Consider the following 22,181-nt stretch of genomic DNA (forward strand, 5'->3'; position numbering starts at 1 on the left):
TAATCAAAATGAAAAAAATATTACTATTACTCTCCGTGACCTGTATGAATTTTATGTATTCCCAAGGTGTTGGAATCAAGACACCAAGTCCTATAGGTGCTTTTCATGTTGATTCCAATGGAAATAATCCTGTAGGAACACCTACATTACTTAATCTTCTTGATGATTTTGTAATAGACTTTAATGGAAATGTAAATTTTCGCCCGCAAAATAACAATACAAACAATACGAAATTGTTTATTTTCAACAGTTCCGGTGATAATGTGAGAATAGAAGGATTAATTACTGCCGGAGCTCCTGAAGCCCTAAGTTTATTAGGAGCCTTTCGACCTGCAGCAACGATAAGCTACTTAAAAAGAGAACAATCTATTGATGCTTTGAGTATTCCAAGGCCAACAGTTCTTGAATTAACGGCCGATATTCCTAATTTTCTTAACGGAGTAGGTTCTGGAGGCGCTCAGGATATTCCCATGACCATGATAAAAAATTCTATTGATGGGCTAACGTATGACGGACCCAATCATACGGTTTTCCTACCGCAAGGAATGTATCAGATTACTGTTTTGTATAAAGCCAACCATCCGGGATGTACCCTCAGTTCTTATTTTTATGACTTTCCCTTTTCCACAAGCTTTACCAGAGTGCACAACAATACCCGACATCTGGCAGGTGTAGGTGCACAATCTGTACATGCCGGTAAAATTACTTATACCACACAGGTTCCTGTAGGAGGAAAATCTATAAGAATCAACTTAGGAAGAGGACAGTCCGGAAACTGCAGCGGACTGGCAGGTATGAATCTTCTGAGCGATGGAACTCAGTTTTTAATTAACAGAATAGGTGAATGATTCTAAAAACACAACCATTAAATATTTCTAAAGTCCATTGTTCCCAAAATAAGGATAAGAAATATATTTTAATTTCAATTGACAAATTCACAGTCATGTTTAATTATTCAGTTATTTTTTGACTGTATTAGTTTGAGTATCCTTTTTTAAGGTACTCTTTTTTTTAAGCAAATATCCTTATCTATTAATCATAATGATTAATAGATAAGGTAAATAAGATATGCTATCACTAAAATAAGAATTATCAAGAATTTTACATAAAATTACAAAACACTAATAATCAATATTTTAAAAATTAAAAACTTTCCTTTTTTCGAAAAACAATAGCCTATTTCTTTTTTCAGGACTACCATTCCAATAAATTTGCATCCAATGTCAAGCATACAAAATTTTTTAAACATGAAAAAAAAGATTATTACAGCGTGCTCCCTTCTCGCTTTCGGAGTTACGTTTGGACAAGTGGGTATTAATACCTCTAATCCGCGAGGAACATTCCACATTGACGGTGCCAAAGACAACAACAGCACAGGCGCACCAACTGCAGCTCAGCAGCTCAACGATTTAATCGTAACAAATGCAGGAAATGTAGGAGTAGGAACTACAACTCCTACCGCAAAGATGGAAATCAATTCAGGAACTGCCAATACAAGCGGATTTAAATTTACCAACCTTACCTCTACTACCCCTATTTCAGCAGGACAAACCATCGGAGTAGATGCCTCAGGAAATGTAGTTACTCTGCCCAATCCTACAGCCGTAGGAGTTACAACGGCAGAAGTAGATTCTTCATCAGGAGCAGATTTTAACGTGAATGACAGCTCAGATGCCGTAGTCTCCGGATCAACACAAACAATTACAATTCCTACCGGTGGAAAAGCAGTGTTTATTAACTTTATGTTGGGTATCGACTTTGTCACTCCTTATGCAGGAACAGGAGCGGGATATTTCAGAGCCATGCTGTTTATTGACGGAGTGGCTACCAACACTTATCTTATTACACAGGAGCCTATCTCAACGGCAAGTCCGAACACAGGAGGACAACAGCTTCAATATACTTTAAGTGCCGTAAAAGAACTTTCAGCAGGCACTCATACACTTGATGTCAGGATGAAAAGAACTGCAGGTAACGGTACCGCAGCAGGAGCGGTTAACATATGTAAACCGATTTCCATGTCATTCAATGCTTCTTACTTAAACTAATGATTTATGAAAAAGCATCTATTATTTGCAGGATTCTTAGTCATAAATACTTTGTCTGCACAAGTGGGAATAAATACCAGTAATCCTCAGACGGCTTTTCATGTAGACGGAGCAAAAGATAACAGTACTTCCGGAGCTCCTACTGCAACCCAACAGCTTAATGATTTTACAACAACTTCTTCAGGAAGTCTGGGAATAGGAACTTCAGCACCTACCTCAAAGGTGGAGCTCAATTCCGGAACTGCGAATACAAGCGGTTTAAAATTTAGAAATCTTACCTCATCAACACCCGTGGCTTCAGCCGGACAAACTTTGGGAGTAGATGCTTCAGGAACTATTATTACCGTTCCAAATGCTTCTGCACCTAGTGTAGTTACCGCAGAAGTTGCTAATACTTCAAACACAGGTTACTTGGTGAACGATTTGGGATATATTATGATTCCTACTACTCAGCAAGCCCTTAATATTCCGGCGGGAGGTAAGGCTGTATTTATTAATTTTATGTTGGGAATAGATTATGCAGCTTTCCCTTCAGGAGGAGGTTCTGCTTACTATGAAGTAAGATTGTTTATAGACAATCAGCCCACTAATGTTTATTTGACCGTTCAGGAAAAAGATCAGGGAGGCAGTAACGCTTCTTTCTCTTTCAGCACCGTTAAATCACTGTCTGCAGGTAGTCATACCATTGATGCCAGAATGATCAGAGCTGTGAATAATGGAACCACATCCGGAGCCAATATGACGTGCAGAATTATATCCATGTCTTTCAATGCTTCTTATATTAATTAATGAATTTTCCTCATTTTTAATTAAAAAAATAGGCAGCAGATTCTAATAGCACAAGAAAAATTAAATATTTTCAAAAAAAATTGTTCCCAAACGAAAAATGAAAATATTTAAATATAAAAAAAATTTAAGTCAAGTTTAATTATTCAGTAGTTACTAGCTGGTTAAATTAGTTTTCGAGTATCCTTTTGAAGGGTACTCTTTTTTTGTTTAAAACTTATTTAAAAATATTCAACAAATAAATCTTAGTTTTGTAAAGATACCAAGCACAAAAAAATATATCGTTTTTTGAGATTTATTTTTAATTTATAGCAAATCTATCTAATTAATTCTTTCAATCTCAAAAATAAAAATAGTATGTTTATGTAAAACTCAACAAGCTAATATAATATCTAATTAATGCAAAAACCCAATCAATTAATTAAAAAATAGCATTTTTCAGCATTACTAAATCAGCTAATTTTGCAGTTATAAAAATTGATTCAAACGAATACAAATATTATCATCAGAAAAGCCATAGAATCCGACAGTGAAAAAGTTTGGGTTTTGATGGAACAACTGGCAATTTTTGAAGAATATATTGACAGTTTTGCCATCACTCCGGAAATTGTAAAAGAAAGAGGTTTCACAAAAAATCCGCCTGATTTTTATTGTTTAGTTGCGGAAGATAAAGCGAAAATTGCAGGAATGTTGGTGTATTATTTTCTTCCTTACACTGCCCAAAACAGACCAGCAATATAAATGAAAGAATTATATGTGAATGAAAATTATCGTGGACAGAAAAAAAGAATTGTTCCCAAATAAAATGGACGGTTGCACCTTGGAACAAAGCCGGACAGAAATTCTATGAACGTCTTGGTGCAGAAGAAAATAATGATTGGTTGAACTACGAGTGGAAAGTATAAAAAAATGGAAATAATTGTAACAAAAATTGCAGAAAACGAATTAGTAAAGCTTCAGGAAATAGGAAGAAAAACATTTGCTGAAACCTTCTCCGAAAACAATACGGAAGAATGTATGGCGGAATATTTAGAAATAAGTTTTTCGACAGAGAAACTCACCGTCGAACTGAACGATGGAAATTCCGAGTTCTATTTTGCAAAACTGGATAATGAAGTTATTGGATATTTAAAACTGAATAAAGGCTCTTCTCAAACAGAAATCAAAGGAGAAAATGCTCTAGAAATCGAAAGAATTTATGTAACTAAAGATTTTCACGGGAAGAAAGTTGGACAAATTCTTTACAACAAAGCGATTGAAATTGCGAAAGAAAAAGAGGTAGATTACGTTTGGTTAGGCGTTTGGGAAAACAATTCGCGGGCAATTGGCTTTTACAAAAAAAATGGTTTTGTGGAATTTGATAAACATATTTTCAGATTTGGAAATGAAGACCAGACCGATATTATGATGAAGCTGAATTTGAAAAATTAAATGGTTTTAAACTAATTCAAGAATATTTTTAAGAATCGGATTCGGGTCGTCTTTTCGCCACTGAATATATAAATCGGTGACAAAAGGAAGCGGTATAAAGCGGATTCCGGCATTTTGATGAAGATGATAAGAATGCGGAAGAATCGAAATCCCCACTTCATTTCTAATCAACGAAATAATGGTTGAGCCAAACTCGCAACGTATACAAGAATCGAGTTTAATGTTATAAGAATCAATCACTTCTTGAACTAAAAGATTATAACTACTGCTGTAATCTCCAATCGTTAAAAGAAATTTTTGTTCTTTCAAAGTTTCTTCAGAAATATCGGACAATGTTTTAAACTGATGATTTTCCTGAACTACAAAAGAAAGGTTTTCGTAACCCAATTTCTTTTCATTAATGGCTGTAGAAGTATTGATATCGCGGGAAAATGCCAAATCTATTTTGAAATTTTTAAGGTAATCTTCCTGAGCCTCATTCGTCAATTGAACCAATTCTAGATTAAGGTTCGGGAAAGCAGCGGAAACTTTTTTTACAAAATCAGGTAAAACGGAAGAGGAAATCGAATCGGGATGCGCAATCCGAATCGTTCCGGATTCTCCTAAATGGATTTGTCGGGCCAACTGATGAAAAGACTGCATCTGATTGATTTCTTCGCCCCATTTTTCCTGCAGAAATTTTCCGGCGGGTGTGAGCTTTACATTTCGTTTGTCACGATAAAACAACTGAACGCCCAGTTCACTCTCCAAAGATTGAATCTGTCGGCTCAGAGCGGATTGTGTGATATTCATCTTCGCAGAAGTATTCCAGAAATGAAGTTCTTTTGCCAAGGTCAGAAAATATTTGAGCTGCTGTATATTCATTAATGCAAATTAATCATTAGTAAAGCAAATTTAAAAAGTAAATCGAATTATTAATCAATTCATCATAAAATTATGGAAAAGAAAAATTGGTATTCCTTGCTTCTGATTCTTGGAACTGCGTTTTGGGGAATTTCGTTTCCTGTGACTAAAATGTCCATCGGGAATATTTCACAATCGACATTTTTGTTTTACAGGTTCTTTTTTGCTTCAATTTTAATCGGTTTATTTTTTCATAAACAGTTGAAAAATATCAATATGAGTTCCTTAAAAGCAGGAATCGGATTGGCAATTCCGTTGACATTTGGTATTCATTTTCAGACATTGGGAATTGTTAAACATACCTCGGCTAGAGAGATTATTGTTCTGTGACATTGAAAGAATAAACGCCACCTTTTTGAGTTTTAAAATCATACATTTCTGTTTTTGGAATCATAAATCCTTTCATTTCTGCGTGGTCTGATTTCAAAGGTGATTTAATATTATTAGTCTGATAATATTCGTTTGTATTTTCTCCTTTTGCTGAGACAAGATTTGTTTTAGATTTTAATTTTAAATTTTTTGCCACTCTTATTCTCACATTTCCTCCCAAAGCAGATTTTACAATTAGTTTCGTCAGTTTAGAATTATTCCAGTCCATATCGATTTCAAAACCGCCTCTTGCCTTTAATCCTTTAACAGAACCACTCGCCAGAGCATCGGGAAGTGCGGGCAAAAGATAAATATAACCGTCATAACTTTGCAAAAGCATTTCAGCAATTCCTGAAGTACAGCCAAAATTCCCGTCAATTTGAAACGGTGGATGTGCATCCAAAAGATTGGGGTAAGTTCCGCCAGAGTGACCCTTATTGTCTATTGGTGCTGGACTTAGCTGATCCGAAATTAACTTAAAAGCGCGGTTTCCATCAAGCAATCTTGCCCACCAATTGACTTTCCAGCCCATTGACCAGCCTGTGGATTTATCGCCACGGTAAATCATTGAGTTTTTTGCAGCTTCAGCCAGTTCTGCATTTCTTAGAGGTGAAATCTGTCCTGATGGAAACAATCCATACAAATGAGAAATATGTCTGTGCTTGTCATTGGTGCTGTCCATATCGGTAAGCCATTCCTGCAGTTGAGCATGTTGCCCGATCTGCATTGGCGGCAGTTTTGACAAAGCCGACTTCACTTCATCCGAAAGATTTCCATCCTGATTTAGAATTTTTGAAGCGTTGATGAAATTATTAAACACATCAAATACCAATTGGTTGTCCATCGTAGTTCCCGCTGTAATGCTAACATTCTTAAAGTACTTGTTTTCAGGAGACATTGATGGTGAAACTACCAGATATTTTTTTGAAGGATCCTGCTGCAAAACGTCTAAGTAGAAGAGTGCACAGCCTTTCAAAGCTTCATAGTTTTTTTTTAAAAATTCTTTATCTCCGGTATACAGATAATGATTCCAGACGTGCTGTGTCAGCCAAGCTCCACCCATCGGCCACATTCCGTAGAAACCTCCGTCAACAACTCCCGTAATTCGCCACAGATCGGTGTTGTGATGCATATTCCAGCCTCTGGCGTGATACATTTCTTTGGCAGATTCTTTTCCAGTCACCGACAAATCCTGAATCATATCAAACAACGGCTCGTGCATTTCGCTGAGATTGGTGTTTTCTGCAGGCCAGTAATTCATTTCTGTATTGATGTTGACTGTGTATTTGCTGTCCCAAGAGGGATTCAGTTGATAATTCCAAATTCCCTGCAAGTTGGCGGGCTGGGTCCCTTGTTGAGATGAGGAAATCAAAAGATAACGTCCGAACTGGAAATATAAAGCGATTAAGTTTGGGTCATTTGAATTCCCGAACTCTTTAATTCTGATATCGGTTGTTTTCCTAGCCTGTTCAGTTGTTCCCAAATCTAAATTTACACGCTTAAAATATTTCTGATATTTTTCAACATGTGCCTTTAATTCAGCATCATATTTTTTGTTTAAAGCTTTATTTAAATATTCCGAAACTCTTGCGCCCGGATTTCCGGAAAGATCATTATACTTTTTGAAATTGGTTGCGATTGAAACATAAATCACTACTTCATCGGCTCCCGAGATTTGCAGCTGATCATCGGTTGAGTTTAATTTTCCGCCTTTTAAAACAGGAAATACAATGGTTTTAAAATTAATTTTCCCGATTTTATTATCTACAGAGCCGCTAGTTCCATTAATAACCAGTTGGTTTTTCTCAGTAAAGATTGATTTTTTCAGATGTGGAGTGGAAGCATTAATATTGAAATTCAGATTTCCTTTTTTACTGGAACTTAATTTAATCATAATCACATTATCGGCAAATGAGGAAAAAATCTCACGTTTGAAAGTCACACCATTGACTTCATAAGATACTGTACTGATTGCTTTTTCTATGTCTAAAGCTCGATTGTAATTTTTAAAATTTTCGTGACCTTTGAAATCTAAAAATAAGTCGCCCATTGTTTGATACGGCATTCCATAATTGAGATCTTGCGGGGCAGTTCTCGGGTACGTATTGTTGGTGAGATCCTGCGCTTTTTCAAACTGTCGTTCATTGATCAATCGTCTCACTTTCTGAATGCTTTCGAAAGTATTTTTCGGAATGTTATTTCCCGGTTCTCCGGCCCAAATGGTTTCTTCATTCAACTGAAGATGCTCCTGAACGGCACCACCAAAAACCATTGCGCCTAACTTTCCGTTTCCTATCGGTAAAGCTTCGTTCCAATTTTCTGCTGGCTTGTTATATGTTAATTTTAAATTTTGCTGTGCGTTTGCGTTCACCGAAAAAATAATTCCAATAACGATCACTTTAATTTTATAAAAATTCATAATTTAATTATATACTTTAAACCTGCATTTACAGCTACTTTTGAGTTAAATACTGTTATTTCAAAACTAACAAAAATATTTAAATCACACCTTTTCTTCAATTTTATGATAAGTCAATTTCTATATTCTCTTTCTACTCGTTGCGAAACTGTTTTTTTAAGCTTTTTACAGAATTTCTATTGCTTTATAATTATGATATGTAAAATCCAGTATCGGCATTTCAACGCTAAAATCAATCATCTATCTGTAAAATCAAAAATTTTTCATCTGCATATCTCATTCTATTCTTATCATATTAACATATAGCATAAGAATCGTTTTGTGAGATTTTAATAATAACTATAACGTTTTGCGTATTGGCAATAGGCAAGCTTTTTGGCGATAAACTTCAAACTTGCGAGCATCTTCTTTCCAGACTAAACCCCGCCTATTGCCAATACGATTTTGTACGGGTTTTTTACTTGTTAAATTCCGAACTTGAAATATTATTTGTGTGGTATGTGCTATTATTTTTTTCTCCAGGCGTTTTGACAAATCTCATACCTAATTCAAGTTCGTATGAAGGAATACTTGTTACTTCAGAATTTCCTTCAATTCTTTTTGTTACAAAAAAGTTTGCAATATTTTTACTTTGTCTGTAATTAGCATTTTCAGTAAATACTCCAATACATTTTCCATCAACATTTTTTTGTTTCCAAACTTCTCCGTGCGCTTCTTTCATGATATATGTTCCTTGTGGAATATTATTTATTTGAAATGAAGAATTTTTTTCGATGTAAACCATTCTACTTGCGATATTATCTTGAAGATTAATTAGTTTTATTACCAAATCCAAATCGCCGTGATTTTTCACTAATAAACCCGTATCTAATGTATAGTCATATCTCGGAACTACATTTGAACACCCCAAATCGCCATTTGTGACATAAACACTTTCATAATCATCATAGTTTTGTACGACCTTTGGAATTGTTTTAGTTGCAGTGCCTTTTTTTATATTAGATTTTTTTTTCTTTTGTCCGTAGATTGATAGAGACAGTAATAGAAATGTCAAAAAAAATAGTTTTGTTTTCATATTTTAAAATTTAATTTCGCCGTTATTTAGTTTTTTTTCTTCAGTATTTTTTAACGCTTTTTCAAGTTTTAAATCCTCAGTAATTAAACTGTCCGACTTTGCTTTATTTTCAGGTAAATTGGCATTTTGATTATAAAAGTCTTTTTTACTGGTAAAAATATTATTGTTTATGAAATCACAAGAATATGTTGTTATAGTAATAAAAATAGCAACAATAGTAATTCTTATAAAGAAATTTAAAATCTTTAAAACCATATTATCCTTCGAATATGTCGTCTCACTCAATTTCCCTAAGTCAACATCCGAATATAGTGGTTGAGGATTTCTAAATTTATAAAGTTGTGTATCATAAATTCTTCTTTTGTTTTTGTCAATTAAAATATCATAAGAATCTTTAATTCGCAAGAACTCATTCGAATTTTGAAATTTCGTTTTATCTGGGTGTAATTTTAAAGCCAATATTCTAAATGCTTTCTTTATCTGCATTTCAGAAGCATTTTCAGAAACATTTAAAATTTTGTAATGGTTAATCATGTTATTTAAATCGTTCACTTAAAATGTCGTACAACTCTTGTATATATCCGCTATATTATTGCGCATATCGACCCAAATTCGACTGGATATGCGATAAAGCATAAGTATTTATATTTTTTCAGTTTATATGACGTTATCAAAGATAATTCATATAATCTGTTTACAATTGCGGGTTACCGTAAATGACAATGACAATGACAATGACAATAAAAATTAATTTCTTTTCTTAATTGCCATTTTTTTTATTTCCTCATTTGTATGATTGTCAAGAATCTTGGCATATCGGTAAAATGTCGCTCTAGTCAAACCAAGTGGCTTGTAAATCTCCTCCGGAGATTTGGTTGGATCTTTATATACAGACCGCATAATTAAAAGTTTAGAAATTGTTTCTTGTGTATATCCTTTTGGTCTGCCTCCTGTTCTTCCTCTAGCTCTTGCAGATTGTAATCCTGCATTGGTTCTCTCTCTTATCAATTCTCTTTCATATTCAGCCAAAGAAGCCATTAAATTTAAAAATAATCGTCCGTTAATCGTAGAAGTATCTACACCATCCACAAGACCTTTTATAATAATTCCTTTTTCATTTAAGCCTAAAACCATATCAATGATATGCTTTAAACTTCTTCCTAATCTGTCTAATCTCCATACATAAAGTTCATCACCTTCTCTGAACTGCTCAATCATCTTATCAAGTTCGGGACGATTCTTTGTTGCGCCTGAAATTTTCTCTTGAAAGATTTTCTCACAACCTGCTTTTTCAAGAGCTTCAATCTGCAAATCTAAATTTTGATCTTTGGTCGAAACCCGGGCATATCCTATTTTCATAATTGTTACATTAAACTCATACTTTGTAAATTTATGAAACTTTGTTTAATGATACGAGATTTTGAGAAAGTTAATTGAAAAATTATAATTTCAAAATTTACGTATTCAAAAATCTCAAAATACTACCGTTATTGGAATTCTATATTTACCCATTATCAATTTTTTACTACATTTTCTCTTTCTAGTTCATAAGACCTATTCACAGGCTTACCATTTTTTGAAAAAGGTGTTGTTATTGTTTTATTAAATACTCGGAAAGTTCTGAGGAGTCCATTTGTTTTTACAGTTTTTCTTTCAATTACTTGATTTGTAATGCTTAATAAACCTTTTCCCAACATCAATTAATTTTATTTTCCGCCTCTTTTATTGCAATATCATGATGTACAGTTTTTTCATCATTCATATAGTCTTTGTGCCCAGATAGATAAGCATCTTGTTCATCTACTTCACGTCCAAAAATACTAATTTACTATATGGACCTGTCTCTTTTCCAAAACTATTTACGTTATCTATATTCATATAAACAAACTCTCCTTCTTTATTTCTATTTGCTATAGGAACACCAATATAACTCTCAGACAAGAAGAAACAGCTGTCTGTGACAGCTGTTTTTATATTATTGTATTAAATAATTAATCTTTCAAAATCTTTTTGGAAACCAATTTATTATTGATGGTTCCTGTAACAATATAAGGTCCTTTCTGTAATTCTGCAATATTAAGCCTATTGTTATTATCTCCTGAATTGAGCTTTACAAGGTTTCCTGAAAGAGTATAAATTTTCACATCCTTCACATCAACATCAAAAATAATTTCATCATTATTTACAAACGTATTCTTAATGAAATTGTTACTGTTGTGACTACTGGATAAATCACTCACTGCCAAAGTTCCAGAGGACGATTGAGGATTTGGCAGCGTTGCGGTAAAATCTACAAAATTACTATTTGTGTCCCCAGCCGTTCTACTAATTGAGTTTAAAATTGTAGGCGATGGGGCTGCTGCAGATCCTTCATACTGATTGGCAAGCCCATATCCAACAAAGTCTAAAACATTTGTTGCCGTCGGTCCTGTAACCTGTGTTGAATTACTTGCTAAAGCAACTTTACCCGAGGTAAGCGCAAGACCGACACCGACACCAACATTGACAGAACCATCAAATCCTAACACAACATTAACAATAAGATTGGGATTAATCAAATTGATAATGCCTCCTAGACCATCACCACCTTGTTGAATTAAATAAGTCTGTCCAGAACCCAGACTGATTGGCGGAATATTATAATATTGTGTAAAACCACCGGTAGCAGAACCGTATTGTAGTGTTGCGCCGTTAAGAGAGGCAGTCGTACTTCCAATATTTTTTAATTCTATGAAATCATTTGTAATCGCTGCACCTAAAATACCACCACCAGTGTAGATTTCATTAATAACAATCTGTGCATTAGAAAATGCTGCTATCGAAACAAATCCGATAAGGGTAAAAAATTTTTCCATAATGTAATATTTTATTGGTTATTATAATTTATACAAAATTAATACCATATCAATAACTATATACCACATTAATTGAAATATATTCACATAATCCAAAGTATTTATAATTATACAATATTATGTTTATGATTTCGATCATATAATCATATATTTTAATACTTAGTAGGATAACAATATACGTTGACGATATTTTTAGAGTTATAGTGGAAATATTGAATAAAAATACCTTTCGGCATCTCTGACACATCTTATGTAAATTTCATATAATATCCTATGTTTAAAAAGATACCACAAAAATCACGATTTAATGATTTAAACATTGGTATGGCATACAATTTGAAATTAAAATTTCACCATCACATAAATATATTTCATTCTGAAAAGTTTAAAATTTACCTCCCATTGCCCCGGGAGGTATTTTTTTTAAGTCATTTAGAAAAGCTTTAAAAAATAAATGAATTTTGATTGGAGCTATAATGAAAAGCATTTAACATCCATATAATAAAAAATGAAAAAAATATCTAACTCTCCATCAATAACCTAAACGTCAAATTAATCCGCTCTTTCATAGGTACCGTAGACTTCGCAATCCTATGTTCCCAATTTTCCTGCAAATCCCCTTTCATGATGAGTAGCGAGCCGTGAGGAAGCGGAAGACTATATTTACTTTGATGATGGTCTTTTTTCCTGAAATCAAAATTTCTGGTCTGCCCTAAACTGATTGATGCAATAACCGGACGTTTTCCATATCGGCTTTCTTTATCTCTGTGCCAGGCTACTGAATCATTCTGATTTCTGTAAAGATTCAGCAGGACTCCATTAAACTTGCAGCCAAATTCTTTTTCGATTTTTTCTTTTAAGGATAACAGTTCAGGCGTCCATGGGTTTGTTGACTTGTTTTCTTTTTCAGATTCATTGTATTTTGAATCACCATACCACGCTGTTAGCCGCGGAGTAAGCACAACTTTATCATACATTTTCTGAGTTCGCTGTTTCCATGGAGCGGTATTCAATAAACAATCTCTAAGTAGATCTGCTTCTTCCTTGCTTAGAAAATGCTCTCTGTATTCCAAAAGTTCTTTTGGAAACTCATAAAATTCTTCTGCATCAAATAAACTCAACTGGTTCATCATTCTTATTATAAAATTTTACAAATTGTTACTGTAACTTATGTCGTGGCAATCCTATCTCATGAGCTTGTGGATAGGGTTTTCTATGGGTCATGCTTACATCTTCCTTAATCTGCCGGTGGATATCATACTGTTTTTCTTTATCATAAGCATAACGGGGATCTGGAATCATGGGCATCTTCGCCATCTTATGAATGGTAATGGTTGGAAAATGATAATCTACTTCTACTGTTCCCAAGAGCAAATAACATCCTCCTCCCTGAAAATCATATTGCTTCAGACTATCCGGAAAATGGGCGGTGTCAAAATATTCTCCCTGCGCATCAATCCAGGTTCCAAAGTACATTGTTCCTTTTTTAGTCGGAACATGTTTTCTTGAAATCAGGTAAGCCAGCATCTTCACTTGTCTTTTATGAAATATCAATACATCTTTTACAAAAACCGAGCCTCTGTATTGGGTCTGCAGCAGATCAAACGGGCTGCATGAAACTGGAAATCCTATCAACTCAATTTCATCAAAAGCATCTTCAAACTTTTCTCTTTTCAATTGAGGCAGTTTAAATTCCTGAACGGGTTCTTCAATGAGCATAAGCCCTCTGTTTTCGGGTTTAAAGTTGACCAGTAAGACTCTTGCTTCCACGAGGAGTTCATTTTTAGGCTTTCCCGTCAACCGAAATGCCCCGATAAAAATTAGAATCTGAACCGTTTCAATACCGATAGGAATACGTCTGATAAAGTCTTCCAATGATTTATACGCACCATTTCTCTCCCGCTCCTGAACAATGCCGTGGGCAATTCTTGTTTCGAGTCCTTCCAACAGCATGAGCCCCAGATAAATATCCCTGCCTTGGAGTGTCGTCTGATATTCGCTGGTATTAACACAGGGCGTCTGAATGTTTCCACCAGACATTTTTGCTTCATGAATATAGACCTCCGAGCGATAAAAACCTCCTTGGTTATTAATAACCGAAACCATAAATTCCAACGGATAATATACTTTTAAGTACAGACTCTGATAACTTTCTACTGCGTATGATGCAGAATGCGCCTTACAGAAAGAATATCCTGCGAAGGATTCAATCTGCCTGTAGGCTTCGGTTGTCATTACCTCTGAATGTCCTTTTTCTTTACAGGATGCAAAGAAATTGGCTTTTACTTCTCTGAGCTTCTCAATCGAACGTCCTTTTCCACTCATAGCCCTGCGGAGAATATCCCCATCTGCCAAGGACAGTCCCCCAAAATATTGGGCAATTTTGATCACATCTTCCTGATACACCATAATCCCGTAAGTTTCTTTTAGATTCTCTTCGAATACCGAATGAAAATATTCAAACTGATTAGGATGGTTATGCCTGAAAATATATTCCCGCATCATTCCGCTCTGTGCCACACCAGGTCTGATAATGGAGGAAGCAGCAACAAGAGTTCTGTAATTATCACATTTCAGTCTTCTTAAAAGCCCACGCATAGCTGGAGATTCTATATAGAAACAACCAATGGTTTTTCCTATCGCCAGATATTCATTGGCTTTCTCCTCATCTTTGGACAAGGAAGTGTTTCTGATATCCACCGTAATTCCTCTTGTTTTTTTGATAAGCTCTACCGTATCATTAATGGTTCCTAATCCTCTCTGGGAAAGAATATCAAATTTCTCGAGCCCGATGTCTTCGGCAACGTTCATATCAAACTGAACAATCGGAAACCCTTTGGGTGGCATTTCGAGTGCTGTATAATGGGTAATCGGTTCTTCAGAAATCAGGATTCCACAGGAATGCATGCTTCGCTGGTTAGGAAACTTTTCCAATAGTTTCCCATATTGATGAACGGATTGTACAACAGCATTCTGATCATGCTCTACAATAGGCTTCTTGGCCAGATCATCCAATTCCTCCTTAGGCAGGCCAAATACCTTCCCCACTTCTCTGAAAATGGATTTGTATTTAAATTCTACATTGGTTCCACAAAAAGCCACATGTTCTTTCCCATACCGGTCGAAAATATACTTCAGTATTGTGTCTCTGTTCTGCCAGCTCCAGTCAATATCAAAATCAGGCGGAGACTTTCGGTTAAGATTTAAAAAACGTTCAAAATACAGATCCAGTTCCAACGGGCAGATATCGGTTATACCTAAACAGTAACTGACTATGGAATTGGCACCACTTCCCCTTCCTACATGCATAAACCCCATACTATTGCTGTAACAGATAATATCCCAGGTTATTAAAAAGTAAGAACAGAAATTAAGTTCATCGATGACTTTCAATTCTTTTTCCACTCTTTTTTTAGCTACTTCATGCTGATGTCCATACCGTTTTTCCAGCCCTGAATAAGCCAGCCTTCGGAGCAGCTTAACATCATCGGCTTTTGATTTTGTATAGCACTGCTTGTTCCTGACTTTTTTAAAATCAAATTCAAAGCTGCATTGCGTTAATATATCTTTTGTTCTTTGAATAATCTCCGGATATCTTTCAAATCCTTTTACTATTTCCTGTTCACTCATTAAATACTCTGATTTTCTGCAAACGTCTTTTTTTGTTAATTTGGATAATAAAGTATTGTTATCAATTGCTCTGAGAATTTTGTGGAGTTCGTATTCCTCATTGGTTTTAAAAGTAACAGGATGCAGGACAAGCATTTTAGAAATCAGTTGCTGATATTCCGGTCTGATTAAAAAATTAAGTTCGTCTATTCTGACACCTACAAACTCATTTTCCTTCAACTTAGCAGGAATATTACTCATCGGATAGACGATAAATACATTCTTAAATTCCGGCGCTGTCTCCTGAAATTCTTTTCCTTCACAGTTATAATTTGTAATAATGGAATTAGCCTCACCTATTCCTGAAAATTCTTTAGCTACAACAATATACAGCAGTTTACCCTCCTTTCGGAATTCAATTCCTGCTATAGGTTTAATACCAAAATCTTCACATTCTTTCTTGAAATCATAAATACCCGTAACGGTATTGATATCCGTTAAGACCAATTCTTTAATACCTAGCTCATAAGCCTGCTTTACCAATTCTTTTATGGATAAGGTTCCATAACGAAGGCTGTGAAAAGAATGACAATTCAAAAACATAGTTGAAAATTTAAAGTTCTATTTTTCAAAATCAAAGCCTGATGCCCTACCGACTGCATCGATACCGAAACGGTTTTTGAGATAATCCATGCTCTGATACAGACTCATCTGCTCCTCAGTATCTTCAAACAAATTCATCTGATGGTTCCCATGAACGAGTCCTGTAAAACGTAATCCCACCAAACGAAGCCTCATTCTTCTGGTGTATACTTTATTAAACAGTTCTAAGGCTACTCTAGACAAGCTATGATCCGCAGAAGTATAGGAAACCTTGCACTGTTTGGTTTCCGTATCGAAATTCGCATAGCGGATCTTTACGACTACTGTCGACGTCAGCCATTTTTCTTTTCGTAACTGATAGGATAATTGTTCAGCCATCCCTGATATCAATCTTTTCAACTCCAAAATATCCATTGTATCATTGGTAAAAGTTCTTTCCGTTGAAATGGATTTTCTTTCAGAGTAGGGAACTACAGGATTTTCATCAATCCCGTTGGCTTTTTTCCAAAGTTCCTTTCCATTCAATCCAATCATCTGTTGCAAGACCAAGACGGGCATTTCGGACAACGTATGAATAGTACGGATTCCTATTCTTGACAGGAGCTGAAAAGTTTTATCCCCCACCATCGGAATCTTTTTAATAGATAATGGATTTAAAAAAGGTTGTATTTCCAATTCTTTAATTTCCAATCTTCCTATGGGTTTCGATTCGCCCGTTCCAATTTTTGAAACTGTTTTATTAGTTGACAAAGCAAAACTTATTGGAAGCCCTGTTTCTTTAGTTACTGCTGAAGCGATTTCTTTCGTCCACTGATAACAACCGAAAAATTGATCCATTCCGGAAAGATCGAGATAAAACTCATCGATGCTTGCCTTTTCCATTACCGGAACTTTTCCCTGAATCACTTCTGTTACCAAATGAGATAAATTAGAATACAGTTCATGGTCGCCCCGAATCACTTTTGCATCCGGACATAGTCGGAGTGCCATTCGAATCGGCATGGCAGAACGTACCCCAAACATTCTTGCTTCATAGGAACATGATGCCACCACTCCACGGTCACCTCCCCCTATGATGAGGGGGATTCCGTCAAGTTGAGAGTTATTACGCCTCTCACAGGATACAAAGAAGGTATCCAGATCCATATGTACAATCGCTCGGTTCACATTACAAAACTAGATACTATTTGTATCATTTTCGTATATTTGCAGATACAATTTGTATCAATGTCAATTTTTTCAGAAAACATCAGGTTTTTAAGGACTCAGAAAAATTTATCACAGCAGGAGCTTGCTGATAAAATTTTAATGAGCAGGGTTCGGTATTCAAAATATGAGGATGGACGTTCGGAAGCTCCCTATGAGTTGCTCATCAGAATGTCAAAATATTTTAATTTGAGTATTGACCTGCTTCTTACTGTGGATATCAGGAAATACCCGCTGGAAGATATATTAAAACTTCCGGATAACAGGATCGTTTTGCCTGTGGTGGTAGATCAATTAGGCAACAACAGCATTGAAATTGTTCCGCAGAAAGCCTCTATGGGGTATTTATCCGGTTACAGCGATCCAGAATATATTGAAAACTTACAAAGAATCTCATTACCTTTTTTAACTAACGGTAAATACAGAGCTTTTCCTGCCCAAGGTGACTCTATGCCTCCTTTCAAAGACGGTTCTTACATCATTGGAAAGTATATAGAAAATATTGAGGATCTGAAACCCAGTAAAAGTTATGTCTTTGTCACCTTAAATGATGGTATTTCTTATAAAAGATTCACTTCTTTCAATAAAAAATCAATAACAGTAGCCGCAGATAATTCCTTCTACAAACCTTATGATATTCCTTTAGAAGAAGTTGTTGAAATCTGGCAATATGCTTCAGGAATATTTCCTGAAGATTTTGAACCCGACAGGCTTGAAAATTATGATCTAAAAGAAATGTTCCTTGAAATCAGAAAAGATATTCAGGGACTCGATGAAAAGATTTCAAAGACCAATTAAAAAACAACGTATACTATATCATTAATTATAACCTATGATCATCTCTTATTACGATTTTCAAAACTTACCTGACCGTCTGGCACAATATGATTTTGTGATGGCTCACGGACGCTTAATCAGTGAAAGGATTACTCCTCAATCAAAATATGTTCTGTACGAAGTTTCGAGTTTTTCGGTGGAACTTATTTATAACATCCCTCATGATAAAATTATCGGAATGAATATTTTTGATAATAAATCTTCCTATCTGAATGGATATTAGATTCTCCGCTAGTCCATAAAAAATCCTGTTTTATTATTCATAAAACAGGATTAAAAACACAAATGATGAAAAAAATGTCTCTAAGTTGAGACACTGTAAAATTAGTTATTTTCAGAAAATACATAACAAAACAATTTAAAAAAATTATCAATCATTTTTTAATTGTTTTCCATGCCGTACAATTGACAATCCCTTCCAAATTATTCCACTCACGACCATCCTTAGCTTTTCTTATCCTCTACTCTTAATTTCGATGTTAATTAAATATTTAGCATCATGGATTATACTAAAAACCTACAAAATCCCGATCCATCTTTAATCAATATTCTACTTGTTTTAAACCCAAAAACCAACAAGATTGAAGCTGTAAAGACTATTGACGAAAAAGGTGATTTGAAAACAGTGCCCAACACAGAAAAGAATCAGAATCAATTTTTAAAAATTGATAAACAGGGAGATTTATTCTCCAACTTCCTTTCCAATTTTTTGAGCCAGCTCAAAAACCCTACACGATTCAACTTTTTTTCTTCTCCACTCAAAGAGTCCGATAAGATTGGAAAACAGATTCAGCATCATCTTGAGCATCCAAGCACCGAGGGTGAAGAATTCTTAAAGACTTACAAAATATTAAATCAAAATAACAATGCTATGAGTACAAACACCTCATCAACAGAAAAGGAATATAAGTATTCCGCTGATCAGATTGACTGGAATATGATGTCAAAATTCGGATTAACCCAGGAAAAACTGGAAAAATCAAATGCCTTGGATCCTATGTTAAAAGGATTTAAAACCAATGGGCTTGTTCCCATCACGATTAACCTTGGAACCGCTCTTACCAAAATGGATGCGCGTCTTTCTTTACAAACCAATGACACTGGCGAAATTGTCATGAATATCCACGGTATCAGAAGAGAACCCAATTTCAATTTTAAGTTTCTGGGACATGAATTTAGTCCTGAAGACAAAAAAAACCTGATGGAAAATGGGAATATGGGAAGAATTGTGGATCTCATTAATCCAAAAACTGATGAAATCACGCCTTCTCTTATCAGCAGAGACCGACTGACCAATGAATTGATTGCTTACAAAGTTGAAAATGTAAAAATTCCTGATGAAATCAAAGGAGTAAAATTAGATGAAACACAAAAGCATACATTAAAAGAAGGCAGGCCTTTATATCTTGAAGGAATGATTTCCACTAAAGGAGAACCTTTTGATGCTCATGTTCAGTTTAATGCTGATAAGAAATATGTTGAATTTCTTTTTGACAATAATCAAGGCAAACAACAAGCTCAAAGCAACCAGCAGACTGAGGTTCCAAGTACATTTAGGGGAAAAGAACTTAATGAAGAACAATACACTCAATTTAAATCCGGCCAAACCATCTATATTGATGGTCTTCTTGACAAAAAGAACCAACCCTATCAAGGTTATATCACGTTTAATCAAGAAACCGGAAAAATAGATTTTTCTTTCCAAAACCCCGATAAATTGCAGGAGCATGCAAAACCTACAGAGACCCATAAAACCCAAACGGCTGTCAATTCGAAAGGGAAAACGAATGAGGCAACTAAAAACGTAAAAGAACCGTTACAGAAAGGACAACAATCTCCCAAAGATAAAAAACAACAGGAGCAACAGGAAAAACCTCAATCTCGCGCCCAAAGACGCAGCATATAATACTAACAAAATAAATATCGAAATGAAAGTAGTAATAGCTGAAAAGCCCAGTGTGGCAAGAGAGATTGCGAACCTATTGGGAGCATCAGAAAAAAAAGACGGCTACCTGAAAGGTAATGAATATTGTGTTACATGGGCTTTCGGACATTTGATCGCATTAGGGATGCCGGAAGATTATGGAGTTTCAGGCTTTGACAGACAAGCTTTACCTATCTTACCTAATCCTTTCATCCTGACTGTCAGAAAAATAAAAAAAGACAAGGAATTCATTATTGATAAAGGTGCCGATAAGCAGTTAAGAGTTATCGAACAATTATTCAATGAATGCGAAAGCATTATTGTTGCTACTGATGCAGGACGAGAAGGTGAACTTATTTTCCGGTATATCTATGAATATCTTAACTGTAAGAAACCTTTTGAGAGATTATGGATCAGTTCGCTAACAGAAAAAGCTATTCAGCAAGGCTTTGAGAATTTAAAACCTGGAAATCAATATAATGCATTATATGCTGCAGCTCAGTGCAGAAGCAGATCCGATTGGCTATTGGGAATCAATTCCACCCAGGCCCTGAGTATTGCAGCCGGCGATGGTTTATATTCGTTAGGAAGAGTTCAGACTCCGACATTAGCGATAATATGTAAGCGATATTATGAAAACCATAATTTTACAGTTCAGAAATACTGGCAGATTGAATTATTGCATCATAAAGACTTTATTGAATTAAAAAGTATTGGTGTTATGAGGTTTAGTAATAGGAAACAGGCTGAAGACATTGTTAAGTCCATCGAAAGAAACCGTACACAAACTACCGTTAGAACAATTGATACAAAAACGGTGACGGAGCAGGCTCCTCTACTATTTGACCTTACGGGATTACAGAAAGAAGCCAATAAAAGACTGCACTTTAGTGCGGAAGAAACATTGGTTATTGCTCAAAGCCTGTACGAAAAAAAATTCATCACCTATCCCCGCACAGGAAGTAAATATATTCCTGAAGATGTATGGTCAGAAATTCCTGATCTGATAAGAGCATTACATGAAAAAGAACAATATAGGCAGTCAACAAGTATTATTCCTTGGGGAAACTTTAATAAAAGGATAGTCAATGATCTAAAAGTGACGGATCATCATGGGTTATTGACTACTGAGAAAATCCCATCAGCACTTTCTGCAAAGGAAAATGCAATTTATAATTTAATTGCTTTTCGATTGCTGGAGGCGGTTTCACAACCATGTGTCAAAGAAATTACGGATATTACTTTACAGATACTTCACTATGATTTTGTAGCCAAAGGGAGTATGATATTAGAAAAGGGCTGGCGAGGTATCTGTGGAAGTTTTTCAGATAATTCTGAAACGGTACAGGAATTCCCTGAATTAAAAGAAGGGATGGAATTAAAGATTAAAACAATCGATATAGTGGATAAGAAAACTCAGGCTCCTGCACTATATACCGAAGGAAGCTTGCTTTCTGCGATGGAAAATGCTGGAAAAGAAATTGAAAATGAAGAAGAAAAAAAAGTTTTAAAAAACCTAGGAATAGGCACTCCGGCTACAAGAGCTTCTATTATTGAAACATTGCTTAGCAGAGATTATATCCGTAGAGAAAAGAAATCACTCCTTCCTACAGGAAAAGGGCTTCGAGTGTATGAATGGGTACAAGGTAAAAAGATTGCTGATGTATCAATGACTGCTGAATGGGAATTAGCTTTGCAGCATATTGAAAATAATGAACTTAATGCAAATGACTTTCAAAAGCAGATTGAGATGTATACCAGCTCTGTGACAGAAGAATTATTAACAACCCATATGGAAAGACCTGATCTTCCCAAACTTTTGTGCCCTCAATGCAAAACGCAGCATTTAATAATTCGTGATACAGTTATAAAATGTCCTGATCATTCTTGCCAATGGATACAATTCCGGAATGTTTGTGGAGTACTGCTAGGCTTATCTGATATTGAAAACCTTATCAATAAAGGCAAAACTTCACTGATCACAGGAATGAAAAGTAAATCAGGGGCTCGATTTAATGCCTATATCCTATTAAATGATGATCATACCACCTCATTTAAATTTGAAAAATAGAAGCAAATAAGTTTTCTTTAGAATAGGATTAAAAGAGGCTGTTTC

19 protein-coding genes are annotated in these 22,181 nt (G+C 35.1%); 10 read left to right on the forward strand and 9 right to left on the reverse strand.

Annotation, left to right across the window (positions count from 1 at the left end):
- The first annotated feature begins 8 nt into the window (after positions 1–8).
- The 5 genes from SB689_RS05605 to SB689_RS05625 all read left to right on the forward strand — a co-directional run bounded on the left by SB689_RS05605 (position 9) and on the right by SB689_RS05625 (position 4,265).
- The gene (locus SB689_RS05605; protein ID WP_410691175.1) at positions 9–848 is read left to right on the forward strand and encodes a hypothetical protein; all 840 of its coding nucleotides are present in this window, start codon (positions 9–11) and stop codon (positions 846–848) included.
- A gap of 399 nt (positions 849–1,247) precedes the next feature.
- On the forward strand, positions 1,248–2,048 hold the full coding sequence (locus SB689_RS05610) for a hypothetical protein (protein WP_410691176.1): 801 nt from the start codon (positions 1,248–1,250) through the stop codon (positions 2,046–2,048).
- 6 nt (positions 2,049–2,054) lie between these two features.
- Positions 2,055–2,837, forward strand: coding sequence for a hypothetical protein (locus SB689_RS05615; RefSeq protein ID WP_410691177.1), 783 nt, complete (start codon positions 2,055–2,057; stop codon positions 2,835–2,837).
- 474 nt (positions 2,838–3,311) lie between these two features.
- Positions 3,312–3,575 (forward strand): hypothetical protein, encoded by a 264-nt coding sequence (locus SB689_RS05620; RefSeq protein WP_410691178.1) that lies wholly within the window; start codon positions 3,312–3,314, stop codon positions 3,573–3,575.
- 168 nt (positions 3,576–3,743) lie between these two features.
- On the forward strand, positions 3,744–4,265 hold the full coding sequence (locus SB689_RS05625; RefSeq protein ID WP_410691179.1) for a GNAT family N-acetyltransferase: 522 nt from the start codon (positions 3,744–3,746) through the stop codon (positions 4,263–4,265).
- Positions 4,266–4,271: 6 nt separating this feature from the next.
- On the opposite strand, the gene SB689_RS05630 is transcribed toward SB689_RS05625, so the two are convergent.
- Positions 4,272–5,129 (reverse strand): LysR family transcriptional regulator, encoded by an 858-nt coding sequence (locus tag SB689_RS05630; RefSeq protein WP_410691180.1) that lies wholly within the window; start codon positions 5,127–5,129, stop codon positions 4,272–4,274.
- A 72-nt stretch (positions 5,130–5,201) separates the two neighbouring features.
- On the opposite strand from SB689_RS05630, the gene SB689_RS05635 reads away from it, so the two are divergent.
- Positions 5,202–5,498 (forward strand): EamA family transporter, encoded by a 297-nt coding sequence (locus SB689_RS05635; protein ID WP_410691181.1) that lies wholly within the window; start codon positions 5,202–5,204, stop codon positions 5,496–5,498.
- Here SB689_RS05635 and SB689_RS05640 read toward each other — a convergent pair.
- The 8 genes from SB689_RS05640 to dinB all read right to left on the reverse strand — a co-directional run bounded on the left by SB689_RS05640 (position 5,485) and on the right by dinB (position 17,265).
- The gene (locus tag SB689_RS05640; RefSeq protein WP_410691182.1) at positions 5,485–7,956 is read right to left on the reverse strand and encodes a glycosyl hydrolase family 95 catalytic domain-containing protein; all 2,472 of its coding nucleotides are present in this window, start codon (positions 7,954–7,956) and stop codon (positions 5,485–5,487) included. The genes SB689_RS05635 and SB689_RS05640 overlap by 14 nt on opposite strands.
- A gap of 457 nt (positions 7,957–8,413) precedes the next feature.
- Positions 8,414–9,031, reverse strand: a complete 618-nt coding sequence (locus SB689_RS05645; protein ID WP_410691183.1) for a hypothetical protein — start codon at positions 9,029–9,031, stop codon at positions 8,414–8,416.
- A 3-nt stretch (positions 9,032–9,034) separates the two neighbouring features.
- Entirely contained in the window at positions 9,035–9,565 is a 531-nt protein-coding gene (locus SB689_RS05650; protein WP_410691293.1) for a J domain-containing protein, read from the reverse strand.
- A 213-nt stretch (positions 9,566–9,778) separates the two neighbouring features.
- Positions 9,779–10,390 (reverse strand): recombinase family protein, encoded by a 612-nt coding sequence (locus SB689_RS05655; RefSeq protein WP_410691184.1) that lies wholly within the window; start codon positions 10,388–10,390, stop codon positions 9,779–9,781.
- Positions 10,391–11,022: 632 nt separating this feature from the next.
- Positions 11,023–11,886, reverse strand: coding sequence for a lamin tail domain-containing protein (locus SB689_RS05660; protein ID WP_410691185.1), 864 nt, complete (start codon positions 11,884–11,886; stop codon positions 11,023–11,025).
- A 521-nt stretch (positions 11,887–12,407) separates the two neighbouring features.
- On the reverse strand, positions 12,408–13,019 hold the full coding sequence (locus tag SB689_RS05665; protein WP_410691186.1) for an alpha-ketoglutarate-dependent dioxygenase AlkB family protein: 612 nt from the start codon (positions 13,017–13,019) through the stop codon (positions 12,408–12,410).
- A gap of 25 nt (positions 13,020–13,044) precedes the next feature.
- Positions 13,045–16,098: a DNA polymerase III subunit alpha gene (locus tag SB689_RS05670; protein ID WP_410691187.1), complete on the reverse strand. Its 3,054-nt coding sequence runs from the start codon at positions 16,096–16,098 to the stop codon at positions 13,045–13,047.
- Positions 16,099–16,116: 18 nt separating this feature from the next.
- Entirely contained in the window at positions 16,117–17,265 is a 1,149-nt protein-coding gene (dinB, locus tag SB689_RS05675) for a DNA polymerase IV (protein WP_410691188.1), read from the reverse strand.
- 60 nt (positions 17,266–17,325) lie between these two features.
- Between dinB and SB689_RS05680 the strand changes: the two genes are divergently transcribed.
- The 4 genes from SB689_RS05680 (at position 17,326) to SB689_RS05695 (ending at position 22,136) form a co-directional block, all read left to right on the forward strand.
- The gene (locus SB689_RS05680) at positions 17,326–18,102 is read left to right on the forward strand and encodes an XRE family transcriptional regulator (RefSeq protein WP_410691189.1); all 777 of its coding nucleotides are present in this window, start codon (positions 17,326–17,328) and stop codon (positions 18,100–18,102) included.
- A gap of 34 nt (positions 18,103–18,136) precedes the next feature.
- Complete coding sequence (locus SB689_RS05685) at positions 18,137–18,364, forward strand: hypothetical protein (protein WP_410691190.1); 228 nt, start codon at positions 18,137–18,139, stop codon at positions 18,362–18,364.
- Between the two features lie 273 nt (positions 18,365–18,637).
- On the forward strand, positions 18,638–20,047 hold the full coding sequence (locus SB689_RS05690; protein WP_410691294.1) for a DUF3945 domain-containing protein: 1,410 nt from the start codon (positions 18,638–18,640) through the stop codon (positions 20,045–20,047).
- Positions 20,048–20,069: 22 nt separating this feature from the next.
- A complete protein-coding gene (locus SB689_RS05695; RefSeq protein ID WP_410691191.1) occupies positions 20,070–22,136 on the forward strand; it encodes a DNA topoisomerase 3 in 2,067 nt (688 codons plus the stop codon).
- Positions 22,137–22,181: the final 45 nt, after the last annotated feature.

It is taken from the genome of Chryseobacterium sp. SIMBA_038 (assembly GCF_046535115.1).
Lineage (GTDB): Bacteria > Bacteroidota > Bacteroidia > Flavobacteriales > Weeksellaceae > Chryseobacterium.